The 19,824-nt window shown below is 70.3% G+C and carries 22 protein-coding genes and 2 pseudogenes; 13 read left to right on the top strand and 11 right to left on the bottom strand.

Features of this window, described 5'->3' with window-relative positions:
- Positions 1-122: 122 nt before the first annotated feature.
- Positions 123-1,157 (bottom strand): Acg family FMN-binding oxidoreductase, encoded by a 1,035-nt coding sequence (locus tag A3CQ_RS0102875; RefSeq protein ID WP_370657601.1) that lies wholly within the window; start codon positions 1,155-1,157, stop codon positions 123-125.
- On the bottom strand, positions 1,154-1,618 hold the full coding sequence (locus A3CQ_RS51205; RefSeq protein WP_020509402.1) for a DUF488 domain-containing protein: 465 nt from the start codon (positions 1,616-1,618) through the stop codon (positions 1,154-1,156). The genes A3CQ_RS0102875 and A3CQ_RS51205 overlap by 4 nt, the downstream gene beginning before the upstream one ends.
- A gap of 384 nt (positions 1,619-2,002) precedes the next feature.
- Between A3CQ_RS51205 and A3CQ_RS58670 the strand changes: the two genes are divergently transcribed.
- From A3CQ_RS58670 to A3CQ_RS63990, 7 genes and pseudogenes are all read left to right on the top strand, one after another.
- On the top strand, positions 2,003-2,272 hold the full coding sequence (locus tag A3CQ_RS58670; protein WP_084698873.1) for an OsmC family peroxiredoxin: 270 nt from the start codon (positions 2,003-2,005) through the stop codon (positions 2,270-2,272).
- 741 nt (positions 2,273-3,013) lie between these two features.
- Positions 3,014-3,334 (top strand): TraR/DksA family transcriptional regulator, encoded by a 321-nt coding sequence (locus A3CQ_RS0102855; RefSeq protein ID WP_245576977.1) that lies wholly within the window; start codon positions 3,014-3,016, stop codon positions 3,332-3,334.
- 198 nt (positions 3,335-3,532) lie between these two features.
- A complete protein-coding gene (locus A3CQ_RS0102850; RefSeq protein ID WP_040431577.1) occupies positions 3,533-3,967 on the top strand; it encodes a cupin domain-containing protein in 435 nt (144 codons plus the stop codon).
- Between the two features lie 61 nt (positions 3,968-4,028).
- Positions 4,029-4,925, top strand: a pseudogene (locus A3CQ_RS51200) (NAD(P)/FAD-dependent oxidoreductase); the annotation flags it as partial.
- A 30-nt stretch (positions 4,926-4,955) separates the two neighbouring features.
- Positions 4,956-5,300, top strand: a complete 345-nt coding sequence (locus A3CQ_RS62495) for an oxidoreductase C-terminal domain-containing protein (RefSeq protein ID WP_281171438.1) — start codon at positions 4,956-4,958, stop codon at positions 5,298-5,300.
- Between the two features lie 335 nt (positions 5,301-5,635).
- The gene (locus A3CQ_RS60010) at positions 5,636-6,004 is read left to right on the top strand and encodes a universal stress protein (protein WP_020509396.1); all 369 of its coding nucleotides are present in this window, start codon (positions 5,636-5,638) and stop codon (positions 6,002-6,004) included.
- Entirely contained in the window at positions 6,001-6,090 is a 90-nt protein-coding gene (locus A3CQ_RS63990; protein WP_369076485.1) for a universal stress protein, read from the top strand. The genes A3CQ_RS60010 and A3CQ_RS63990 overlap by 4 nt, the downstream gene beginning before the upstream one ends.
- 52 nt (positions 6,091-6,142) lie before the next feature.
- Here the strand turns inward: A3CQ_RS63990 and A3CQ_RS63985 are convergent.
- The 3 genes and pseudogenes from A3CQ_RS63985 to A3CQ_RS0102830 form a co-directional block, all read right to left on the bottom strand.
- Positions 6,143-6,304: pseudogene (locus tag A3CQ_RS63985) on the bottom strand (cation-transporting P-type ATPase); the annotation flags it as partial.
- A gap of 772 nt (positions 6,305-7,076) precedes the next feature.
- Positions 7,077-7,286, bottom strand: coding sequence for a hypothetical protein (locus A3CQ_RS60440; RefSeq protein WP_370657603.1), 210 nt, complete (start codon positions 7,284-7,286; stop codon positions 7,077-7,079).
- Positions 7,287-7,375: 89 nt separating this feature from the next.
- A complete protein-coding gene (locus tag A3CQ_RS0102830; protein WP_020509394.1) occupies positions 7,376-8,392 on the bottom strand; it encodes an NADPH:quinone reductase in 1,017 nt (338 codons plus the stop codon).
- 70 nt (positions 8,393-8,462) lie between these two features.
- Here A3CQ_RS0102830 and A3CQ_RS51195 point away from each other — a divergent pair, with 70 nt between their 5' ends.
- Entirely contained in the window at positions 8,463-9,128 is a 666-nt protein-coding gene (locus A3CQ_RS51195) for a DNA-3-methyladenine glycosylase family protein (protein WP_020509393.1), read from the top strand.
- 3 nt (positions 9,129-9,131) lie between these two features.
- Here the strand turns inward: A3CQ_RS51195 and A3CQ_RS0102820 are convergent, their stop codons facing one another.
- Genes A3CQ_RS0102820 through A3CQ_RS0102800 form a run of 5 tightly spaced genes read right to left on the bottom strand, consistent with a single transcriptional unit; the run spans position 9,132 to position 14,555 of the window.
- The gene (locus A3CQ_RS0102820) at positions 9,132-10,649 is read right to left on the bottom strand and encodes a glycoside hydrolase family 140 protein (protein ID WP_020509392.1); all 1,518 of its coding nucleotides are present in this window, start codon (positions 10,647-10,649) and stop codon (positions 9,132-9,134) included.
- Positions 10,646-11,533, bottom strand: a complete 888-nt coding sequence (locus A3CQ_RS0102815; protein ID WP_020509391.1) for a carbohydrate ABC transporter permease — start codon at positions 11,531-11,533, stop codon at positions 10,646-10,648. Before A3CQ_RS0102815 ends, A3CQ_RS0102820 begins: the two co-directional genes overlap by 4 nt.
- Positions 11,530-12,405, bottom strand: coding sequence for a carbohydrate ABC transporter permease (locus A3CQ_RS0102810; protein WP_026205226.1), 876 nt, complete (start codon positions 12,403-12,405; stop codon positions 11,530-11,532). Before A3CQ_RS0102810 ends, A3CQ_RS0102815 begins: the two co-directional genes overlap by 4 nt.
- The gene (locus tag A3CQ_RS0102805) at positions 12,402-13,682 is read right to left on the bottom strand and encodes an ABC transporter substrate-binding protein (RefSeq protein WP_020509389.1); all 1,281 of its coding nucleotides are present in this window, start codon (positions 13,680-13,682) and stop codon (positions 12,402-12,404) included. Before A3CQ_RS0102805 ends, A3CQ_RS0102810 begins: the two co-directional genes overlap by 4 nt.
- Complete coding sequence (locus A3CQ_RS0102800; RefSeq protein ID WP_020509388.1) at positions 13,683-14,555, bottom strand: nucleoside hydrolase; 873 nt, start codon at positions 14,553-14,555, stop codon at positions 13,683-13,685.
- A gap of 112 nt (positions 14,556-14,667) precedes the next feature.
- Between A3CQ_RS0102800 and A3CQ_RS0102795 the strand changes: the two genes are divergently transcribed.
- Genes A3CQ_RS0102795 through A3CQ_RS0102780 form a run of 4 tightly spaced genes read left to right on the top strand, consistent with a single transcriptional unit; the run spans position 14,668 to position 17,407 of the window.
- Positions 14,668-15,603 (top strand): sigma-70 family RNA polymerase sigma factor, encoded by a 936-nt coding sequence (locus A3CQ_RS0102795; protein ID WP_020509387.1) that lies wholly within the window; start codon positions 14,668-14,670, stop codon positions 15,601-15,603.
- 56 nt (positions 15,604-15,659) lie between these two features.
- Positions 15,660-16,220 (top strand): dihydrofolate reductase family protein, encoded by a 561-nt coding sequence (locus A3CQ_RS0102790; protein WP_020509386.1) that lies wholly within the window; start codon positions 15,660-15,662, stop codon positions 16,218-16,220.
- 37 nt (positions 16,221-16,257) lie between these two features.
- Positions 16,258-16,905, top strand: a complete 648-nt coding sequence (locus tag A3CQ_RS0102785; protein ID WP_020509385.1) for a helix-turn-helix transcriptional regulator — start codon at positions 16,258-16,260, stop codon at positions 16,903-16,905.
- A gap of 40 nt (positions 16,906-16,945) precedes the next feature.
- Entirely contained in the window at positions 16,946-17,407 is a 462-nt protein-coding gene (locus tag A3CQ_RS0102780) for a DUF3291 domain-containing protein (protein WP_020509384.1), read from the top strand.
- Positions 17,408-17,735: 328 nt separating this feature from the next.
- Here A3CQ_RS0102780 and A3CQ_RS0102775 read toward each other — a convergent pair whose 3' ends face one another.
- Positions 17,736-18,068: a hypothetical protein gene (locus A3CQ_RS0102775; RefSeq protein ID WP_020509383.1), complete on the bottom strand. Its 333-nt coding sequence runs from the start codon at positions 18,066-18,068 to the stop codon at positions 17,736-17,738.
- Between the two features lie 479 nt (positions 18,069-18,547).
- On the opposite strand from A3CQ_RS0102775, the gene A3CQ_RS0102770 reads away from it, so the two are divergent.
- Positions 18,548-19,633: a LacI family DNA-binding transcriptional regulator gene (locus A3CQ_RS0102770; protein WP_342663635.1), complete on the top strand. Its 1,086-nt coding sequence runs from the start codon at positions 18,548-18,550 to the stop codon at positions 19,631-19,633.
- Positions 19,634-19,824 lie beyond the last annotated feature (191 nt).

The following is a 19,824-nucleotide window of genomic DNA, read 5'->3' as shown; positions in this document are numbered from 1 at the left end:
GTAGCGCCACGGTGCGAGGCGTGCTTGGGCGTCTCGGTTGTCGAACCGCTGCTGTCGACGACCGTGGTGCGGACCCGGTCAGGGCTCGGGTCGCCGCGCAGCCGCGGTGCGCCATCGCCCGTTCATTTCGGCCCGCGTGCCGTCAGAGGGTGCGGTGCCGGCATCGCCGAGGTGTCGACGACTTGCGCGAGGGGAAGCCGTGGTGTTCGCGGCGGTCGTCCGTGCTGTTCCGGGTCGGCGATTCCCAGCCGCAGCGCGAGGTAGGGATGGCCGAGGTTGGCGAGCAGGCGCCGCAAGGTGTGCCAGGTGCCGGCGACCTCGACGACACCGCTGAGCGGCACCACCGACATGCCGATGGTGGTGGCGGTCAACCAGGCCGCGGACAGTGCCTCGCCGGCGCGTAGCCAGTCCCGTGGGTCGTCCCCGTCGCCGAACAGCAGTGCGTAGACCGCGGCCCAGTCGTGGCCGGCGCCGACCGGCAGTGTCCCGGGCCGGCCGAAGTCGCGGCTGGGCACGGTGGTCTGCGTGGGATGGTCGGGCAGCACGCCCGCGGGGAGTCCGGTGCCCGACAGCCTGGCTCGGCCGGTCCAGTACGTCAGCTCCGCGGCGATCTGCGCGTCGCCGGCTTCGACGGCGGCGGCCCGGCATGCCGCGGAACCCAGGTCGGCCACGTTCTCGGAGGTGAGGACGTGCAGGTTGCCTTCCGCGCGGGCCGCGGCCGCGATGGCTTGCAACGCTACGTCGGGTATGGGCCGCTCGCTGACGGGCCGCCGGTCGGTGTGCCGGATGCGCGTCGCGTACGCGAGGCGCAGCGCCTCCATCGTTACCGGAGCGCGGCCATTCACCATGAGCGTTGCCAGCAGGTCAGGATCATTTGCCGCCGGCAACCTGGTCACCTGCGTCGCCCAGCCGTCGGCGGCGAGTTCGATCCGGGCGTGGTGCAGCGCGGCGCCGCAGCTGAGCACCATCTGCCGGCCTTGAGGATCTCCGGCCACCAGCTGGCGGCTGCGATCGGCGACCAGGTCCAGTCCATCCGGGCGTACCCGCCAGCGCCACGGTTGGGTGTTGAGGATCGACGGGGCGTTGCAGGCCACCGTCGCGGCGTCCATGTACGCGACGGCGGGTGGCCGGTCGACGGCAGTCGTCTGGTGCCTCATGCTCGGGCCTCCCGGGAGTCCCTGTGCTGCGGACGCCCGGCGTTCACGAGGCGGGCGAGTGGCGCCGCGCCGGCGCCATCCGGTGCCGGCTCCTGGACTGTCCGGTCGTCGCGCAGTACCTCGATGAGGACGGCAGCCTGGCTGTGTTCGACGTCCTTGGTCGCAGTCAGCAGCGTGACGGGCCCGGTGCGGGCCAGTTTCCGGAGCCGGTCGATGGTGGCTGCGGGTTGAGCGTCGCGCAGCTCGATCAGATAGCGACGACGGAATTCGGTGTACCGCTCGGGTTGGTGACCGTACCAGCGGCGCAACTGTGTGGACGGCGCGATGTCCTTCACCCATTCGTCGAGGTGGACCGCAGCTTTGGTCAGACCGCGCGGCCATACCCGGTCGACCAGCACCCGAACGCCGTCCTCGGGGGAGGGACCCTCGTAGACCCGGCGGAGCCGTACCTGCGTTTTCATGGGTCCTCCTCGATGTGGGTCGCGTGGATCGTTCGTGGCCGCCCGCTACGGCCATGGTGCGAGGTGTCGTCCTCAATGCTTGCGCGGTGCGCTGGTCGCCGGACAGGTGTCCGGCCAGCATCTACGACCTTCCCGGATTGCCGGATCCCGGCAACGCCGCATCGGCGGATCGGTTGCCCGATCCCGGTAGCGGTCGAACTGCGCGGTGTCCCGGTGACTTGGGCAGCGGCCGGTCGCACCACCGAGCCGATCGGGTTCGCCTGGTGCCCGACGAAGCGCATCGCGGATTCCTGATCGGCCGCACTGCCGAGCGTCAGCAGGTTCCGGCGATCAGACCGACCGGCCGCGGCATCTGCGCAGGCGCCGATCCCGAGGGAGCCGGATATGAGTATTGCTCAACGAACCGCAGAAACTGTCTGGGAAGGCTCGTTGTCCGCCGGTGGCGGAGCGATCCGCTCGGGTAGTAGTGCACTCGACGGGCTGGAGGTGACCTGGGCGGCGCGGACGGAGGCGCCCGGCGGTAGGACCAGTCCGGAGGAGTTGGCGGCCGCCGCTCACTCGTCGTGTTTCGCGATGGCGCTGACGCTGGTGCTCGGCAAGGCCCACACACCACCGCAGCGCCTCAGCGTCGAGGCCACCTTGCAGCCGAGCTGATCACACCGGTCATCACGTGGGCGGCGAAGCGACCCGGGGCACTGTGGCAACGCGGACCTGCAGCTGCCAGGCCGTCATCATTGTGGGCGCTCTCAGCAGCCGGCGTGTCGCCCCGCTGTGATGATCGACGATCCGGATATCGCGTTGCACCAAGCGGACTTCGTCTCGGCGATCGCAGCCGACAGGTATCGACCGAAGCCGTACGTGTGCCGGGGCACGGCGAGTGGTGAACAACCTCGAACCGGGAGCCGCTACTACCGGTCCGTGCAACGAACTATGTGTTTGCCGACGATCGGCAACCACGCGCCCCAGTGTTGACCGGGGCGCCCCCGTGCCATCGCCGCTCGGGAAGGAGCAGGCTGGACGCGACAGGTTGTCCGGAAGCGAGCCGGGAGGCATTGGTGGCGAGTCACATGCTGACCCTGGTACCGAGCGCCTGCGCCTCACCGAGACTGGCGCTCCGCCGCCGGTATTTGCCCGGGGACGCGTCGCCGGTCGTATCCGATAAGGACACGCGAACGGCGATCGCGGACACGGTCAGGCCCGGTTGCGGAACGTCTGACACGGCGGCTACGACGGCTTCCGCCTCGTCGAATCGCTGAGCCGGCAACCCACCATCGAGGGCCGATAGGCCCTGCGATGGGTATCGCTCACACCATCGTGGTGCCACACCCAGGCGGGCTTCCGTACGGGGTTGTCGGCATCCGCACTTGTTTCCCGAACGCGGAAAGGACCCTTGAGGTGACCAGCACCGTGCAGGAACCGATCGAACTACTCCGCAACTGCTTGGAGGAGCAGTTTCAGCGGAGCACTGACCAACTCGCCGAACTTACCCTGCGCAGCCGGCAGCGGGGCTTCGGCGGCTATGACCACGACACGCTCGCAGCGCTGATCGCGTCGGCTCGCCAGACGGTGTCGGAAACCGCTCACGCGCTGAAGCGCATGGCCGAGGGCAGCTACGGCACCTGCGAACGCTGCGCCGTCGACATCCCGCTGCAGCGGCTGGAGATTCTGCCGCACGCCCGGTTCTGCGTGCCCTGCCAATGCAGGCAGACCGGCTGACCGCCGACACCGACGGCGAGCGCGCACAGGAGGGCGACGCCACAGGACATCGGCATACAGCGCTGGCATCGGCGCCCTGGTAGCCATGCGAGCAACGCGCTTACGCCGATCTGCGCGCTATCGAGAAGGCCAGCGAAGTGCGGACCGCCGCCGGATCGACCGGCGGTGTGTTCGGCTCACCCGGACAGGAGTTTGGTGATGGAGAAGTGGTCGTTGACGGCACTCGCCGATGGATTGCTGAGCTATGCGTTGAGCGCGTCGAGCGGCCGCGGCATGCGGACCTTCGGTGGCGGACGTCCGCACCTGCCCCACCAGACCATGATCGCGTTGGCCCGGGGGCAGAGGTTGGACGAGCACGACAACCCGGGTGAGGCGACCGTGCAGGTGCTGCGCGGCCGGGTGCGGGTCACGGCCGGCGATGACGCGACGGACGGCTTCCCCGGACAGTTGCTGATCGTGCCCGGCGCCCGGCACACGTTGACCGCACAGGAAGACGCGGTCGTGCTGCTCACCAACGCGAAACGTCCGACGCGGGTCACGGCCGATGCGCTGGAGACCGATATGACCGCTTCAAACCAGCGCCAGCGCCGGAACGGGCGCCGACGCTGGCCCGTGAACGCATCTTTGCCCTAGTCACGCACGACACGGTCGCAGATCGCCTAGCCACGACGACGCAACGCAGGGAGACGAATCGATGAAAGACTCACAGGTGTTCGTCATCGTCGGGGCCGGCTTGGCCGGGGCGAAGGCCGCGCAGACGCTGCGCGAGACCGGCTTCGGCGGCGAGATCGTGCTGCTCGGGGAGGAACCCGAACGCCCTTATGAACGGCCGCCATTGTCCAAGGGCCTGTTGCTGGGCACGGCCGAGCGGGAGTCGGTGTTCGTGCACGAGCCCGGCTAGTACGCGGCGCACGACGTGGACCTGCGTACCGGCGTCCGGGCGGTCGCGATCGACCGCGACACCCGGCAGGTCGAGCTGGCCGGCGGCGAACGCGTCGGCTACGACGCGCTGCTGCTGGCCACCGGTGCGACACCTCGCCGCTTGGCCGTCCCCGGCGCCGACCTCGACGGGGTGCTGGGATTGCGGACCCTGCCCGACAGCGACCGGATCGCAGCCGCGCTCGTCGACGGCAGCCACCTCGTGGTCGTCGGTGCCGGCTGGATCGGGCTGGAAGTCGCCGCCGCCGCCCGCCGGCGTGGCGTCACGGTCACCGTCGTGGAACGTTCCGAACTGCCGTTGCTGCGCGTGCTCGGCCCGGGCATCGCCCGGGTCTTCGCCGACCTGCACCGCGACCACGGCGTCACCTTCCGCCTCGGTGCCGTCGTGCAGGCGTTCCGCGGCGACGGCCGGGTGTCCGCGGTACTGCTGGGCGACGGCACCGAACTGCCGGCCGACGCGGTCGTCGCCGGCGTCGGCGTCGATCCCAACGTGGCTCTCGCCGAACAGGCAGGACTGACGGTCGACAACGGCGTCGTCGTCGACCGGGCGCTACGCAGCAGCGACCCCCGAATCTACGCTGCCGGGGACATCGCCAACGCCTACCACCCGCTGTATGACACGCATCTGCGGGTCGAGCACTGGGCAACCGCGCTGCACTCCGGTCCCGCCGCCGCCCAGTCCATGCTGGGCGCCGAGGTCGTCTACGACCGGCTGCCCTACTTCTACACCGACCAGTACGACCTGGGCATGGAATACACCGGCTACGCCCCGCCCGGCAGGTACGACACCGTCGTGGTGCGCGGCGACGTCGCCGAGCGGGAGTTCGTCGCGTTCTGGACCACCGGCGGTCGGGTGATGGCCGGCATGAACGTCAACGTCTGGGACACCACACCGCAGATCGAGGCCCTGATCCGCAGCAACAAGCCGGTCGACCTCGCCCGACTCGCCGACCCCGACATCGCCCTCGACGACCTCACACCCATCGAATCCCAGCCCTTCGCCGCCGGAAGGAGCAACAGATCATGACCAGAGACCGCCCGCCGCGATCGTGGTAGGCCTCGACGGCTGCCGCCCAGCCGGCACGCTCTGGACTTGGCCGCCCGGCAAGCGGCCGGACGGTCGGCCAGGTGACCGGTTGCGGCATCCGACGTCGACCGTTGTTCGTCGTGCAACGGAACGACGGGTAATCGTCCCCTTTCTGAAGGCACAGATGAGACACCTCGACATCGTCGTCGGCACCGACGGCTCCGAGCAGGCCATGGCCGCTGTGCGGTAGGCCGCCGAGGACCGGCTACGCGCCGCCCCGCTAAAGGTCATTAGTGCCTACTCCTGGAGCGGGCATCGAGGTCTCCGGCGCCGCCGTGATCGGCGATCCGGCATCAGTCCTGTTGGACGCCGCCCGCGGCGCGGGCATGCTGGTGGTGGGTAACCGCGGGCGCGGTGGCTTCGCCAGCCTGCTGCTCGGCTCGGTCGGTCAGCAGGTCGCCACCCAAATGGCCGGGCCCGTCGTGGTATTCCGCGGCCGACGCGAAACCCCGTCCGGCCCGGTCACGGTCGGTGTCGACGGCTCGGCCTCGGCGCAGCGCGCTCTGGCGCTTGGATTCGACGAAGCGCAGCGGCGCGGCAGCGGACTGCTCGCGGTTCGCTGCTATCCGGTGCCGATGTCGCTGTACGGAATGGATATGCCGCTGGAGACCTACGACCAGGACGCGGCCGCCACGGCCCGCTGATCGGCACCCTTCTCGGCTCGGTCGGCCAGCAGCTACTGCACCATGCCGACTGCCCGGTGATGATCGTCCACCCGGAACAGCCGTGACCGGTAGCGTTCCGAGGACAGGATCTAACGCCGTCCCGTACCACCACGGCGCCCTCGGCGCCTCGACGAGCCGGTTCGGACCGTACCGCTCCAGCCTGCGCCCAGCCTCCGCCGCCGAATGACCGCCGGCGCCCGGCTCCACCCCGAAATGACGGGCGACTTCGTCGGCCCGGACGCGCGTGCTACAGCGTCGAATCGATCGGGGCTCACTCATCACCTCATCTTTCACGACATTGCCCCGACCAGCCGCGCACCTTCGGCGGCGCCAGCCACCTGGAGCCGCCTCCGGCAGGAAGACCGGCCGACGCGTGATCGACCGAGCTTGCCGACAGCCAGCAAGAAACCACATCGCTTGTTGCGGCTGACATGCATGGTGGTCGACCCCCAGCGCGCGGAACCATTTCACGTAGGCGTCGGACCTGAAGGCTGACCACCGGCGCGGCAGGAGCATTCACGGCTTGGGTTGAAAGCGCCGTGGCAGCGTGGCCACCGGCCCTCCCCCCGGGTCCTGGTGGCGCGCCGCCGCCAGTCGCCACGGCATGCCGTCGCCTCGGCGGTGATGCCCCCAGCCCGGGAGTGGGGAGCCGACAGGTCCGACGGCCCTGGCCGGCGTCCTTGCCGCCGGCCTCCTCTGTAGCGCCGCCGGTCCATTTCCGACGGTATCGGGCGACCGGAGCCGAGCGGTCTGTGTTGTGTGTCGGTGTTGTGCCTGGCGGACCGTCCGACCGAGAACGGAGGTTAGTTGGCGCCGGCGCCCGTCGCCTACGTCTTCAAGCCCCGGCCAGCGACAGGCACGGCAAGTTCAGCGCCTGGTCGTGGGTGGCGAGCAGGTCCAGGAACGCGATGACGTCGCGGGTGCGGCGGCGGATCGACCGGGTTGATGCGGTCGCCGCGCTCCGTCACCCACAGTGCCGGGTGCTGCGCACACCCGAACCGAGGGCGAATGTTGTCAACGTAGTCGCCGACCGCCTCGACTGCCCGGGCCATCACGGAGACGACGTTGCGGCGACGCGGCTGACCGCCCCGTTTCGCCCCCAGGCGTAGATCACCTTGAACAAGGTGGCGTCCCGGTACGCCGCCAACGCTTGCCGTGCACCGCTCGTTCCACCTGATCGTCGGCGTAGTCGAGTCACGTCCCGCTCGTTGCGGCTGAGGATGCGCACGTCCTCCCCGCGCACGTAGACGACGGCGCGCACGCCGTCCCACTTGTACTCGTAGGCCCAGCCGCCACCGCTCGGCAGCGTGCCGAGCGCGGCCAGCATCGGGGGCACCGGGGCGGGAAACGTCATGACACGTCGACCAAGACCTTGCCGACCGCTCCGCTCTCGACCGCGCGGTGCGCGTCGGCCGTGCGGGCGAGCGGGAACCGGACCAGCGGCAGGCCGTGCTCCTCGCCGACCGGCAGGGCACCGTCGGCGACCGCGGCCGCGACGTCCTGGGCGCCGGCGGCCAGCGCCTTGTCCCCGACCGTGTAGAGCACCATGAACTGGAAGCGGGTGTTCAGCGTCATGTTCTGCCGCACGTCCAGCTCGACCCGCCGGGCGCCGTCGTTCGCGTACGTCGCGATCGTGCCCCGGGTGCGCAGCACGGCGAGGTCGAGCGCCAGGTTCGCGCCCAGCGCCACCTCGGCGATGATGTCGACGCCGTCCGGGGCGATCGCGCGGATCTCGGCGACCGGGTCGCCCTCGCGGTAGTTGATCACGTGGTGGGCGCCGGCCGCGGTGGCCAGCCGCGCCTTCTCGGGGCCGCTGATCGTGGTGATCACGGTGGCGCCGGCCCAGCGGGCGAGCTGGATCGCCGCGTGCCCGACCGCGCCGGCGCCGCCCGCGGCCAGCACCACCTTGCCGTCGAGAGCGCCGGGCGCCAGGCGGCTCGGCCCGTCCTCGGCCACGGTGAGCGCGCGGTGCGCGGTGAGCGCGGGCACGCCGAGCGCGGCGCCGAGCTCGAAACTGGCCTCGCCGGGCAGCGGCACCGCCCGGTCGGCGGGCACGACCGTGTACTCGGCGGCGGTGCCCGCGGGCAGGCCGGCCCCGGCCAGGAACAGCCACACGCGCTGGCCGACCCGGCTCTCGTCGACGCCCGCGCCGACGGCGTCGATCACGCCGGCGCCGTCCAGGTGCGGGATGATCTCGGGGTGCACCTTGGGGTTGGTGGCGCCCGAGCGGGTCTTCCAGTCGGTCGGGTTGACCCCCGACACGGCTACCCGCACGCGAACCTCGCCGGGGCCGGGCGCGGGCACCTCACGGTCGAGCAGGTCGAGGACGTCGGGGCCGCCGTTGTCGCGGTAGATGATGGCCTTCATACCGTGATTCTTCCCCGTCCGGCACTATTGACCACGCCAATGGCGCAGTGATTCAGGGGACGGTCCGGACATGGCGCGATCAGACAGCTACCCCGACGGCACACCGCTGGACGCGGCCGACCGGCATCTGGCGGCGGCCGACCCGGCGATGCGCGGCCTGATCGCGCGGTGGGGACCGGTCGCCGAGGTCGAGCTGCCCGAGGCGAGCCGGGAGCATTTCGGCTCGCTGATCCTGGCGATCGTCAGCCAGCAGTTCTCGACCCGTGCGGCCCGGGCCATGTTCGACCGGATCATGGGCCAGTACAGCGGCCGGCTCCCCACGCCCGCCGAGCTGCTCGCCACCGACCTCGACGAGCTGCGCGTCGCGGCTGGCCTCTCGCACGCGAAGGCCCGGGCCATCCGCTCGCTGGCCGAGCACATCGAGTCGGGCGCGCTCGACCTCGACGGCCTGCCCGGTCTGCCCGACGACGAGGTGCGGCGCCAACTGGTCGCGGTCGACGGCATCGGGGACTGGACGGCGGGCGTGTTCCTCCTGTTCACCCTGCACCGGCCCGACGTGCTCCTCGCCAACGACCTCGGCATCCGCAAAGGCGTGCGGGACGCGTACGGCCTCGGAGGTCTGCCCGACGCGACCACCGTGACGCGCCTCGCCGAGCCCTGGCGTCCACATCGGACGCGTGCCTGCCTCTATCTGTGGCGAAGCCTCGAGACCGCGCCGGTCCCGGTGAGCTCCTGACTCTCACGCGTCCCGATGGAAGATCACCACGCGGGGGCGACGGCCGGGATCGGCCTCGATGGTCTCGCCCGGGCGTAACCGGCCGGTGGACAGCACCTCGCCGGTGCGCGGGTCGACGATCCGGTACGCGGGCGGGGTGCCGCGCTCCTGCATCATCGGCAGCCGGACGCCGCTCTCCTGATAGACGATGTGCAGTTCGCCGGGCACGCTCAGGCCACGCGGGCCGATGAAGGTCTCCCATTCCGGCCGCATGTCGGTCGTGGGCAGGCCCGCCAGGATCCGGCCGAGGAGGCCGACGTAGGTGGAGCCCTCGTAGTCGAGGGCCTCCCGCCAGCCGCCGCCCGGGCCCAGGAAGTACGGGGCATGGCCGGGCTCGCCGTCGTGGTGCACCCACTGCCAGATGTTCGCGGCGCCGTAGACGACGCCCATGGTGGAGCCGGCGCAGAGGTTGCTCCACGCCTCGTGTCCCTGCCACCACCCGGTCGCAACGCCGGGGCCGCCGGTTCGCTCATAAGTCGGCTCGCCGTTGGCGACCGCCTTGACCGGCGTCTCCCGCCACATGTCGGCCACGCGTTCCGGTACGTGCTCGCCGCCGTGGCCGGTCTGGCACCACTGGAAGTCGAGCCAGTCCGCGGCCTGGTGGGCGGTGGCGCGGGCGTGCGGGCGGTAGTGGATGCCGGTGGGCTGGCCGTAGCAGTCGGCGTCGTGCACCTCGCGCCCGCCCGCCTCGATCTGCGGCTCGGCGCCGGAGCCGTCGGCGCCGACGAGGTAGATCGCGGGGCGGGCGCCGTAGCGGGCGACGAGGTAGCGGCAGTAGCGGGCGTACTCCGGCGGCGGCACGACCGTGCCGGCCACGTCCAGCCCTTTCCAGCCGAAGCCCTGGAAGACCGGCTGCAGGACCGGGACGATGCCGTGCTCGGCGAGGATGCCGAGCAACCGGTCGAGGTACCGGAAGTAGGCGTAGTTCGGCCTGTTCAGCCGCCCGGTCGGCAGGTCCTCGAAACCCACGGCAAAACCTTCGTCGGCCGTACGATCGCGGGGGCCGGACGCGCGCATGTCGGGTTGCACCGACATCAGCAGGACGGCGTTGAAGCCCTTGGCCCGGCGGTCGCGGGCGTAGTCGAGCACGTCGTCCTCGGTGGCGCGCCAGGGCAGGGCCCACGCGGTGTCGGCGACCAGGATCGCCGGGGTGCCGTCGGCGTGGACGAGGCTGCGGCCGCCCGGCGACATGCGCCAGAAGCCGTGCCGGTGGAACGGATTGGCGTCGTCGCCCGGCTCGACCGGCAGCGTGCCGGTGGCCTCGAGACCGGGGTCGGGCACGTTCGCGGTGATCTTCCAGTGCCAGGCGCCGTGCCCGACCGGCGAGGCGAACCGGACCCGCCACACCCGGCCGCCGTCGTGGAAGGCCGGCCTGCGCAGGACGGTGCCGTCGTCGTGCGTGAACGTCGCCCAGAGCTCCACCGACGCGTACGGATCGGGAAGGTCTTGGTCTGAGGTCAGGGTGATTTCCTGTTCTTTCATCCTTTCGATGCTCCCGCGGTGAGGCCGCCGACGATCCAGCGTTGCAGGAAGGTGTACGCGATCAGGATCGGCACGACGGCGATGAGGATGCCCGCGGCCAGGCCCGTGCTGTTGTTGGAGAACTGGCCCTGGAAGTTGAGCAGGCCGACCGGGATCGTCTTGTGCGCGTCCGAGTTGAGCAGGATCAGGGCGAAGAGGAACTCGTTCCAGGTCGCCACCGCGTCCAGGATCAGCACGGTGACCAGGGCCGGTGCCGAGAGCGGCAGCACGATGGTCAGGAAGATCCGCCACGCGCCGGCGCCGTCGATCCGGGCCGCCTCGACGATCTCGTCCGGGATCTGCCGTATGAACGACTGAAGGACCAGGACTTCGAAGGGAATACCAAATGCCAGGTACGGCCCGATCAGGCCGACCAGGCTGTCGGTGATGCCGGCGCTGCGGGCCATGACGAACACCGGCACGATCGTGATGTAGATCGGGATCGTGAGCCCGAGGAACACCGTGTACATGATCGCCGCGCCGAACCGGATGCGCAGCTTGGCCAGGGCGTACGCGAGCATGGCCGAGACGAAGACGCCCAGCGGGACCTTCAAGATCAGCACGATGGTGCTGTTGCGGTAGGTCGTCGCGAAGTTGCCGATGTCCCAGGCCTGGGTGAAGTTCTTGACCGTGAGCTCGCCCGGCCAGGAGAGCGGGCCGTGCGCGACGAAGTCGGACAGCGGCCGCAGCGCCGTGATCACCAGCAGCACCAGCGGCGAGATCCACACCAGGGCGGCGAGGACCATCACAATGGTCGTGCCGATGCCTTGGTTCTTCGGTTTGTTCTTTTCGCCGGTGGTCACGATCGTGTCCGGGAGCGCGGCGGTGGGCACTACCGAGGTCATACCGCGTGCTCCTTCGTCTGCGAGCGGACGTACGGGACGCTGACCACGACGGCCACCAGAGTGATCACGACGGCGATCGCGGTGCCGTAGCCGGCCTGGTTGTACTGGAAGACGTTGAAGTACATCCAGGTGCCCATGACCTGGGTGGCCGTGCCGGGGCCGCCGTAGGTCATCGCGTAGATCAGGTCGAACACCTTGAACGAGTCGATCACCGAGAGCGCGATGACGACGTAGTGCGCGGGACGCAGGCCGGGCATCGTGATGTGCCAGAACTGCTGCCACTTGCCGGCGCCGTCGACGGTCGCGGCCTCGTACAGGTCGGGGGAGATGCCCTGCAGCGCGGCCAGGTAGAGCAGCATCGGGAAGCCGACCCGCAGCCAGATCGCGGCCACCATGGTCGCGCCGAGCGCCGTCGAGTCCTGGCCGAGCCACGGCTGGGCCAGGCTGTCCAGGCCGACCGCGCGCAGGAACGCGTTGATCGCGCCGTACTGCGGGTTGTAGAGCCAGCCCCAGATCGAGGCGACCGAGACCAGCGGGAGCACGGCCGGCGTGTAGAAGATCAGTCGTAGGAAGGGCTTGCCGCGGACCTTGCCGTTGAGCACGACCGCGAGCGTGAGCCCGAGGACCACGGGCACGACGACGGTCACCACGGCCCAGATCAGGTTGTTGATCGCGGCCTGGACGACCACCGGATCGTGCGGCATGTCCTTGTAGTTCTGAAGGCCGACCACGTTGTAGGTGGCGCTGAGGCCGTCCCAGTCGGTGAAGCTGAACCACAGCGACGACAGCGCCGGGTAGACCAGGAAGACGACGTAGACGAGCAGGGCGGGCGCGGCGAACACCCAGGCCACCGCGCCCCCTCCGCGTCTCATTTCTTCATGGCCTTGATGACGTCCTGCATCTTCTTGGCAGCGTCGGCCGGGCTGGTCTTGCCCTGCAGCACGTCACTCTGGATCGCGAAGTACTGGTCCGCCTCCTTCTTGGGGAAGGCCTGGTCCTGGATGGTGTAGAACGGCTTCTTGGCCGGGCCCTGCGCCCACTCGTAGGACAGCGGCAGCGTCGCCTGGTCGGGCTCGGCGCCGGCGACCACCGAGGCGGTGATCTTGAGCGCCTTGTGCGTTTCCGGCTGGTTCAGGAAGTCGAGCAGCGCGGCGGCCATGTCCGGGTTCCCGGTCTTCGCGTTGATCATGTAGCCCTCGACGAAGCCGGAGTGCCGCAGCGGGTCGTGGTCGGTGGGGAACTCGAAGACGCCGAAGTCCTCCGACTTCTTGCCGCCGGCCTGGATGCCCTGGGCCTCGGTCCAGGGGCCGGTGATCGTGTACGCCGACTTTCCCTGCACGTACCAGAGCTCGACCTCGGCCGGGTCGAGGCCGACCGCGCCGTCGGGGATCCACTTCTGGTCCTGCCACTTCTTGAAGTTGGTGAAGGCGGTGACCACCTCGGGCCGGTCCCAGCTCTCGTCGCCGGTGAGCAGCTTGTCGTGCAGGTCGGGCCCGGCACTCGTCTCGAGCAGGTACTCGAACAGGCGCATGACGTGCCAGCCGTACTTGCCGCCCGTGCCGAGCGGGGTGATGCCGGACTTCAGCAGCTTGGCGTTGGCCTCCTCGAGCTCGGCGTACGTCTTCGGCGGCGCGGTGACCCCGGCCTTGGCGAACGCCGCCTTGCTGTACCAGCCGCCGATGCCGAGCGCGATGAACGGCATGCCGCCCTTCACCCCGTCGAAGGTCATGCCCTCGACCGCGGCCGGGTTGATCTTCGAGTCCCAGCCGTACTTCTGGTAGTACGTGCTGAGGTCCATGGCCTGCTTGGCCTTGACGAACGGGGCGCCGATCTGGCCGCCCCAGATCCGCCACACGTCCGGGCCCTTCCCGCCGAGCAACTCGGTGCGCAGCTTGTCGGGATAGACGGCGGCGCCGGAGCCGGGCAGCGAGTCGACGGTGGTGGTCGTGCCGTTCTGCGTGTCGAACTTCTTGACCTGCTCCTTGAGCAGATCGATCGTCGAGTTGTCCTCGTACGTGAACAGGCGCAGTTCCTTCGAGCCGGTGCTCGTGGTGCTTCCGCTGTCGCTGCTCGTGCCGGTGCACGCGGCCAGCCCGGCCGCTATCGCGGCGCCTCCGCTGAGACCCAGGAACTTGCGGCGATTAATCATCTATATCTCCTTTTGCCGCCCGAAGCGGCGGATCTTGGCGAACATGTCCTCGAGGAGGAACCGGACGTCGACGGCCTCGACGACCCGGATGGGATTGCCGGTGCCCGGCAGGTAGTGGCCCTCCCGCCCGAAGCGGGGAGCCGGCACGGTGCGGGACTGGGCGCCGCGCGGGTAGAGCATCAGCGCGATCGCCGGGGAGTCGCCCAGCGACCGGGACTCGATGGGTTCCGGGTGGTACGTCGCGTTCCACTCGACGAGCTGCTTGATCAGGTAGTCGGCGAGGTCGGAGGTGCCGCCGATCTTCTCCTCGAGCTCGGCGTAGCCGACCGAGACGAGCGAGTACACGTTGGAGGGCACCTGCCAGACCGTGATCCCGGAGCCGAAGACCACATTGGCCGCCGCGATGTCGTTGCCGAGATTGAACTCGAGGCCGGGGTACGCCGCGTCGATGCCGCCGTACGCGACGCCGCCGATCCAGATCACCACGACGTCGCGCTCGACGATGGCCGGATCGAGCAGGATCGCGGAGGCCATGTCGGTGAGCGGGCCGAGGAACGCGACGTAGAGGGTGCCCGGCCCCTTGCTCTCCTCGATGATCAGCCGGGCGCCGGGGCTGTCGCGCGGCGTCGACTCGTCGGGGATCGGCTCGGCCGCTCCATCGGCGACCGGGACCCGGCCGGTCAGGTCCATGAGTCGCAGCAGCAGGTCGATCTCCTCGCGGGACTCCTCCATGCTGCGGTCGCTGCGGTGCCGTCCGAAGTGGGCCGGGATCAGCCCGCGAACGTCCAGCGTCGGCGAGAGCAGGGCGTGCACGATGGCGAACTGGTCGTCGGCCTCGTTCTTGGCGTCGGTGTTGACGATGACGCGGCGCATGGCTCCTCCATGGAATAGATATTCACGGCCGACTTGCCATGCAAATACTGTGAACGCTCGATGTCCGGCTTGTCAACGGGTTGGGTCGGCCTTCGTTTGCCAGGATTGGGGTGTGGACCTGGAGCCTTATCGGGGCGAGCTGATCGCCTACTGCTACCGGATGCTGGGGTCGTTCCACGAGGCCGAGGACCTGGTGCAGGAGACCATGCTGCGGGCATGGAAGGCCCGCGACCGGTACGACCCGTCGCGCGCCTCGGTGCGGACCTGGCTCTACCGGATCGCCACCAACGTGTGCCTGACCGCGCTGGAGGGCGGGGCGCGGCGGCCGCTGCCGTCGGGGCTGGGCGCGCCGAGCAAGGATCCCGGGGCGCCGCTCACGCCGGCGCTGGACATTCCGTGGCTCCAGCCGTTCCCGGACGCTCAGGTCGACGCCGACGTGCGGGCCGACCTGCGGCTGGCGCTGGTGGCGGCGATGCAGACCCTGCCCGCCCGGCAGCGGGCCGTGCTCGTGCTGCGGGAGGTGCTCGACTTCACCGCGGCCGAGGTCGCCTCGCAGCTGGAGACGACGGTGCCGGCGGTCAACAGCGCTCTGCAGCGGGCGCGCGGGGCTCTCGCCGAGGTGGGCGATCTGGGCGAGGTCACCGAGCCGGACGATCCGGAGGTGCGGGCGGTCATCGACCGGTACGTGCGGGCGTTCGAGGCGGCGGATGTGCCGGCGCTGGTCCGGCTGGTGACCGACCAGGCGATCATGGAGATGCCGCCGGTCCCGCTGTGGTTCCGCGGCCGCGACTACTACGGGCGGTTCATGGACCGGGTCTTCGGGATGTGGGGGCCGGGCTGGGCGATGACCCGGCTGACCGCCAACGGGCAGCCGGCGCTGGCCGCCTATGCGCCCTCGAACGGGGGGCTTCACCTGCACACGTTGCAGGTCTTCAGCGTGGTCGGCGGCCTGGTCACCAGCAATCTCGTGTTCGCCGATCCGGCCGTACTCAAATCGTTTGGTCTTCCTTTTGATTTTCCGGAGGAAATTTCTCGCTCGCCGCGATGAGTCCACCCGGTGGCGCCGGTATGTACCGGCGACCATCGAGCGAGAGGACATCCACCATGAGCGTCATCGTCATTCAGTACGTCACCCTGGACGGCGTCATCGAGGACCCGGACGGGAAGGGCGGCACACCCGGCGGTGGCTGGTTGTTCCACCACGGCCCCGAGGTCGTCGCCGGCGACAAGTTCCGCCTCGGCAGCGTCATGGACGACGGGGTCATGCTGCTGGGGCGCACCACGTGGCAGCTGTTCTCCGGACTCTGGCCGACGCGCGACGACCCGTTCTCGCGGAAGATGAACGGGATGTCGAAGCTGGTCGCGTCGCGCACGCTCACCGACACGTCGGCGTGGGCCAACTCCCGGCTTCTCGAGGGTGACGTCGTCGACTTCGTCAAGCAGGAGCGGCGGGACATCGTCATCACCGGCAGCCTCAGCCTGGTGCACACCCTGATGGCCCACGACCTGATCGACGAGTACCGGCTGAGCGTGCTCCCGACGGTGCTGGGGTCGGGCCGGCGGCTCTTCCCCGCTGCCGCTGCCGAGTCGCAGTTCGACCTGGAGACGCTGTCTTCTGAGCGAGTGGGGCCGGCGGTGCTCAGCCGGTACGGCCGGGTTGGTTAGTTCTTTTGACAAGCTGCGTTGGTAATACGATTGCGGCGTGACGACCTCCGAAGACCTGCACGACCTCGATGCCCTGGCCAGCCTCACCGACCGAGTGAGGCGCCAGGCGTATCGGGTGGTCGCCGACGGCGCCGGGCCGGTCGGGCGGGACGAGGTCGCCGAGGCGCTCGGCGTGGGCCGGACGCTGGCCGCGTTCCACCTGGACAAACTCGTGACGGCAGGGCTGCTCGAGGTCTCGTACGCGCGAAGGTCGGGAAGGACCGGCCCCGGAGCGGGACGTCCCGCGAAGCTGTACCAGGTCGCCGCGGCGGAGCACGCGGTGAGCGTGCCGCCGCGGTCCTATCGCGCGGCGGCCGAGTTGCTGGCGGAGGCGCTGGAGCAGGCCGGCGCCGAGGAGACCCTGTACAGGGTGGCCGCGCGGCACGGCCGGGGCGCGCCGGCCAGCTCCGACGTGACCGCGTTGCTGGCCGGGCAGGGCTACGCGCCGGTGGCCGACGGCCCCGACCGGATCGAGCTGCGCAACTGCCCGTTCCACCTGCTGGCCGAGCAGTTCCCGCCGGTGATCTGCGGCATGAACCACGCCCTGGTCAGCGGCCTGCTCTCGGGCGCCGGCCTGGACGAGACGTGGGCCGCGCGCATGGACGCCGCTCCCGGCCGCTGCTGCGTGACGCTCTCTAAAAAGTAATTCGATTGACAATAGAAGGCGGAGCTGGTGAGCTGACGTCATGAGCGACTTCCACCTGGCCCAGATGAACTCCGCCCGCCTCCGAGCCCCGCTGGAAGACCCCTCGATGATCGATTTCGCCGAGGGCATCTCACTGATGAACGCGCTGGCCGACCGTTCGCCCGGCTTCGTCTGGCGTCTGGTCGGCGACAGCGGCGACGGCACGATCGCCGCCCCGTCCGATCCCAGCCACATCTACACGCTCTCGGTCTGGGAGTCGCCCGAGCATCTGCGGGCCTTCGTCTACCAGTCCGAGCACTTGGAGTATTTGCGCCGCCGCCGCGACTGGTTCTTCCCGCACGGGCAGCAGGCCGCGCTGGTCCTGTGGTGGATCCCGGCCGGCACGATTCCCACCTTGCGGCAGGGTATTTCGCGGCTGGGCCGGCTCAACGCGGGTGGACCCACGGCGGAGGCCTTCACGTTTCGCCAGCTCTTTCCCGCCCCCGAACTGACCCGCCGCTGACCGGGCACGGCTCGGTCGCCGGCTCACGGGGTCAAGCGCGAGTCGGCCGCCCCTTGCCTGCGCTTCGTGCCCGCGCCTCGGCGCGCTCCCACCCGTGCCGCGTGTGCACGCGCCCCCACCTGTGTCGCGTGTGCACGCGCCCCCACCTGTGCCGCGTGTGCACGCGCCCCCACCCGTGCCGCGTGTGCACCTCACCGGCGCGCCGCTAGCGCGCCTTGCCTGCGCTGCCTGCTCCGCATGCGCACCTCACCCGCGCCGCGTGCGCTCCCTGCCTGCACATTTCGACGAGGTCGCAAAAGTCCCGGGTGCTGGCGGTGCTTGTCGTCGCTCAGCGGGTGGGCGGGGCGCCGGTGGCGTGGTCGAGCGCCTCCTGAGTCAGGGGCGACCAGTCGAGGCCGGAGGGTTCGCCGAGGGTGAACCACTCCTTCATCGGGGTGCCCTTGTTGGCGTCGAAATGAATGCCCTCGCCGGCCTCGACCAGGGCGGTCACGCGGGCTTTGGGCAGCTTGACGACGAGGTGACCGCGGACCAGCATGGCGAAGATCTTGCCGCGGTATCTCAGCGCCGACGAGCCGAAACCGCGGCCGGGTGAGGGCGGGGCGACGCCGTCGACCTTGACGAACTCGTCCACCAGGAGCTCGAAGCGTTCCTCCACGTCCATGCGCCGCACCGTAGCAACGGCCTCTGACATTTTCCGCCGGCGACGGATGGAGAGCTTCCGTTCGCTCCGGACAGTTCCTCTGCTAGGTCGGCAAGGGGTGGCGCAACGAAGGCGACTTCCTGTTCGCTCCGCGCGTTTTCTCTTCAACGTTGGCCAATCGCGGACATGGCTGCACGCGTAAGGCCGCGGAGGCGTCGCGGCCCGGGCGGCGCGGGCAGCGCGGGCAGCGCGGGTGGCGCGGGCAGCGCGGGCAGCGCGGGTGGCGCGGGCAGCGCGGGTGGCACGGGTGCGGGGGCGGCGCGGGTGGCGCGGGTGGCGCGGGTGGCGCGGGTGGCGCGGGTGGCACGGGTGGCACGGGTGCGGGGGGCGGTGCGGGCGGCGCGGGCGGATCGGGTGCGCCGGCGGCGCGGGGGTGGCTCGGGTGCGGGGGGTGGCTCGGGTGCGCAGGTGGCGGGGGTGCATGCCGCTCGGGTTGGGCTGTGCGAGCTGGGCCGGGCCGCCGGTGCTGGGGCGGTTCGTATACAACTAGTGACGTGGGACAGGAGGATCGGCGGGGGCGGGCCCGGGGTGAGTCGGGTCCGCAGATCCGTGATGTCGCGGTGGCGGCGGGCGTGTCCCATCAGACGGTGTCGCGGGTGTTGAACAATTCGCCCAAGGTGCGGCCCGCCACCCGGCAGCTGGTGCTCGAGGCGATGGAGCGGCTGCGGTATCGGCCCAACCGGGCCGCGCGGGCATTGGGGTCGGGGCGGGCCGGGGGCATCACGGTGGTGACCGCCGATACGGTGCTTTACGGGTACGCGAGCCTGCTGCAGGGCGTCGAGGAGGCGGCCCGGGTTCAGGGGCTCACGGTCGGCATCCGGGTGGTCAAGTCGGACAGCGCCGACGAGATTCGCGAGACCGTGGAGTATCTCGGCGATCCCAGCGCGGGGTGGGTCGTCGTCGTGGCCTTCGACCCGGCGGGCACGGGGGTGCTGCGAGCATTGCCGGAGGTCGTGCCGGTGGTGGCGGCGACCGAGGCCGGTGGGCTGGCCGGGGTGGACCGGCCGATGATCTACCTGGACGAGCGGGAGGCGGCCGCCGACGCCACCCGCCATTTGCTCGGGCTCGGGCACGCGACCGTGCACCACGTGGCGATTCCCTCGGAGGCGCCGGCCAGCGCACGCCAAAGTGGCTGGCGGGACGCTTTGCTGGCGGCGGGTGCCGCGGTGCCCGAGGTGGTGTCGGCCGGCTGGGACGCCCGGTCCGCGCACGAGGCCGGCCGGCGGCTGGCCGCGGACCCCTCGGTGACGGCGATCCTCTGCGGCAACGACGACACCGCCCTGGCGGTACGCCGGGCCCTGTACGAGGCCGGCCGTGACGTGCCCGGCGACGTGAGCATCGTCGGTTTCGATGACGTGCCCGGCGCCGCGTATTGGACGCCCGCGCTGACCACGGTGCGGATGGACTTCGCGGCGCTGGGGCGCGCCTGCGTGGCCGCTGTCGTCGGTGGCGAATTCCCAGCACTGGAGGCCCCGCGGCTGATCGTGCGGGAATCCACAGCGAGGGTGACAACGCGGCGCGAGTGACACAGCGGCGCGGGCGATATGCGACGGCGGTGACGCCCGCCGGAGGTAACAAAACCGTAACGCACTCTTTTCCTAGGCCGGTGTGACCGGTAACACTGCTCGTGCGACGCCGAATGTGACCGGTCACATTCACCCGCTCTGTGCGGGTCGCCGAGCTCCTCCCTCGGCGGCCGCCCCCAACGCCAGTCGGC

This window comes from Paractinoplanes globisporus DSM 43857, assembly GCF_000379645.1.
GTDB classification, from domain to species: domain Bacteria; phylum Actinomycetota; class Actinomycetes; order Mycobacteriales; family Micromonosporaceae; genus Actinoplanes; species Actinoplanes globisporus.
The sequence above is the reverse complement of the archived record's forward strand: the minus strand, read 5'-3'. Positions and strand labels throughout refer to the sequence as shown.

Coding starts and splice junctions, on each gene's coding strand:
- A3CQ_RS0102875 (WP_370657601.1), bottom strand. CDS start 1,157: ATGAGGCACCAGACGACTGCCGTCGACCGGCCACCCGCCGTCGCGTAC.
- A3CQ_RS51205 (WP_020509402.1), bottom strand. CDS start 1,618: ATGAAAACGCAGGTACGGCTCCGCCGGGTCTACGAGGGTCCCTCCCCC.
- A3CQ_RS58670 (WP_084698873.1), top strand. CDS start 2,003: ATGAGTATTGCTCAACGAACCGCAGAAACTGTCTGGGAAGGCTCGTTG.
- A3CQ_RS0102850 (WP_040431577.1), top strand. CDS start 3,533: ATGGAGAAGTGGTCGTTGACGGCACTCGCCGATGGATTGCTGAGCTAT.
- A3CQ_RS62495 (WP_281171438.1), top strand. CDS start 4,956: ATGCTGGGCGCCGAGGTCGTCTACGACCGGCTGCCCTACTTCTACACC.
- A3CQ_RS0102830 (WP_020509394.1), bottom strand. CDS start 8,392: ATGAAGGCCATCATCTACCGCGACAACGGCGGCCCCGACGTCCTCGAC.
- A3CQ_RS51195 (WP_020509393.1), top strand. CDS start 8,463: ATGGCGCGATCAGACAGCTACCCCGACGGCACACCGCTGGACGCGGCC.
- A3CQ_RS0102820 (WP_020509392.1), bottom strand. CDS start 10,649: ATGAAAGAACAGGAAATCACCCTGACCTCAGACCAAGACCTTCCCGAT.
- A3CQ_RS0102815 (WP_020509391.1), bottom strand. CDS start 11,533: ATGACCTCGGTAGTGCCCACCGCCGCGCTCCCGGACACGATCGTGACC.
- A3CQ_RS0102810 (WP_026205226.1), bottom strand. CDS start 12,405: ATGAGACGCGGAGGGGGCGCGGTGGCCTGGGTGTTCGCCGCGCCCGCC.
- A3CQ_RS0102805 (WP_020509389.1), bottom strand. CDS start 13,682: ATGATTAATCGCCGCAAGTTCCTGGGTCTCAGCGGAGGCGCCGCGATA.
- A3CQ_RS0102800 (WP_020509388.1), bottom strand. CDS start 14,555: ATGCGCCGCGTCATCGTCAACACCGACGCCAAGAACGAGGCCGACGAC.
- A3CQ_RS0102790 (WP_020509386.1), top strand. CDS start 15,660: ATGAGCGTCATCGTCATTCAGTACGTCACCCTGGACGGCGTCATCGAG.
- A3CQ_RS0102780 (WP_020509384.1), top strand. CDS start 16,946: ATGAGCGACTTCCACCTGGCCCAGATGAACTCCGCCCGCCTCCGAGCC.
- A3CQ_RS0102775 (WP_020509383.1), bottom strand. CDS start 18,068: ATGGACGTGGAGGAACGCTTCGAGCTCCTGGTGGACGAGTTCGTCAAG.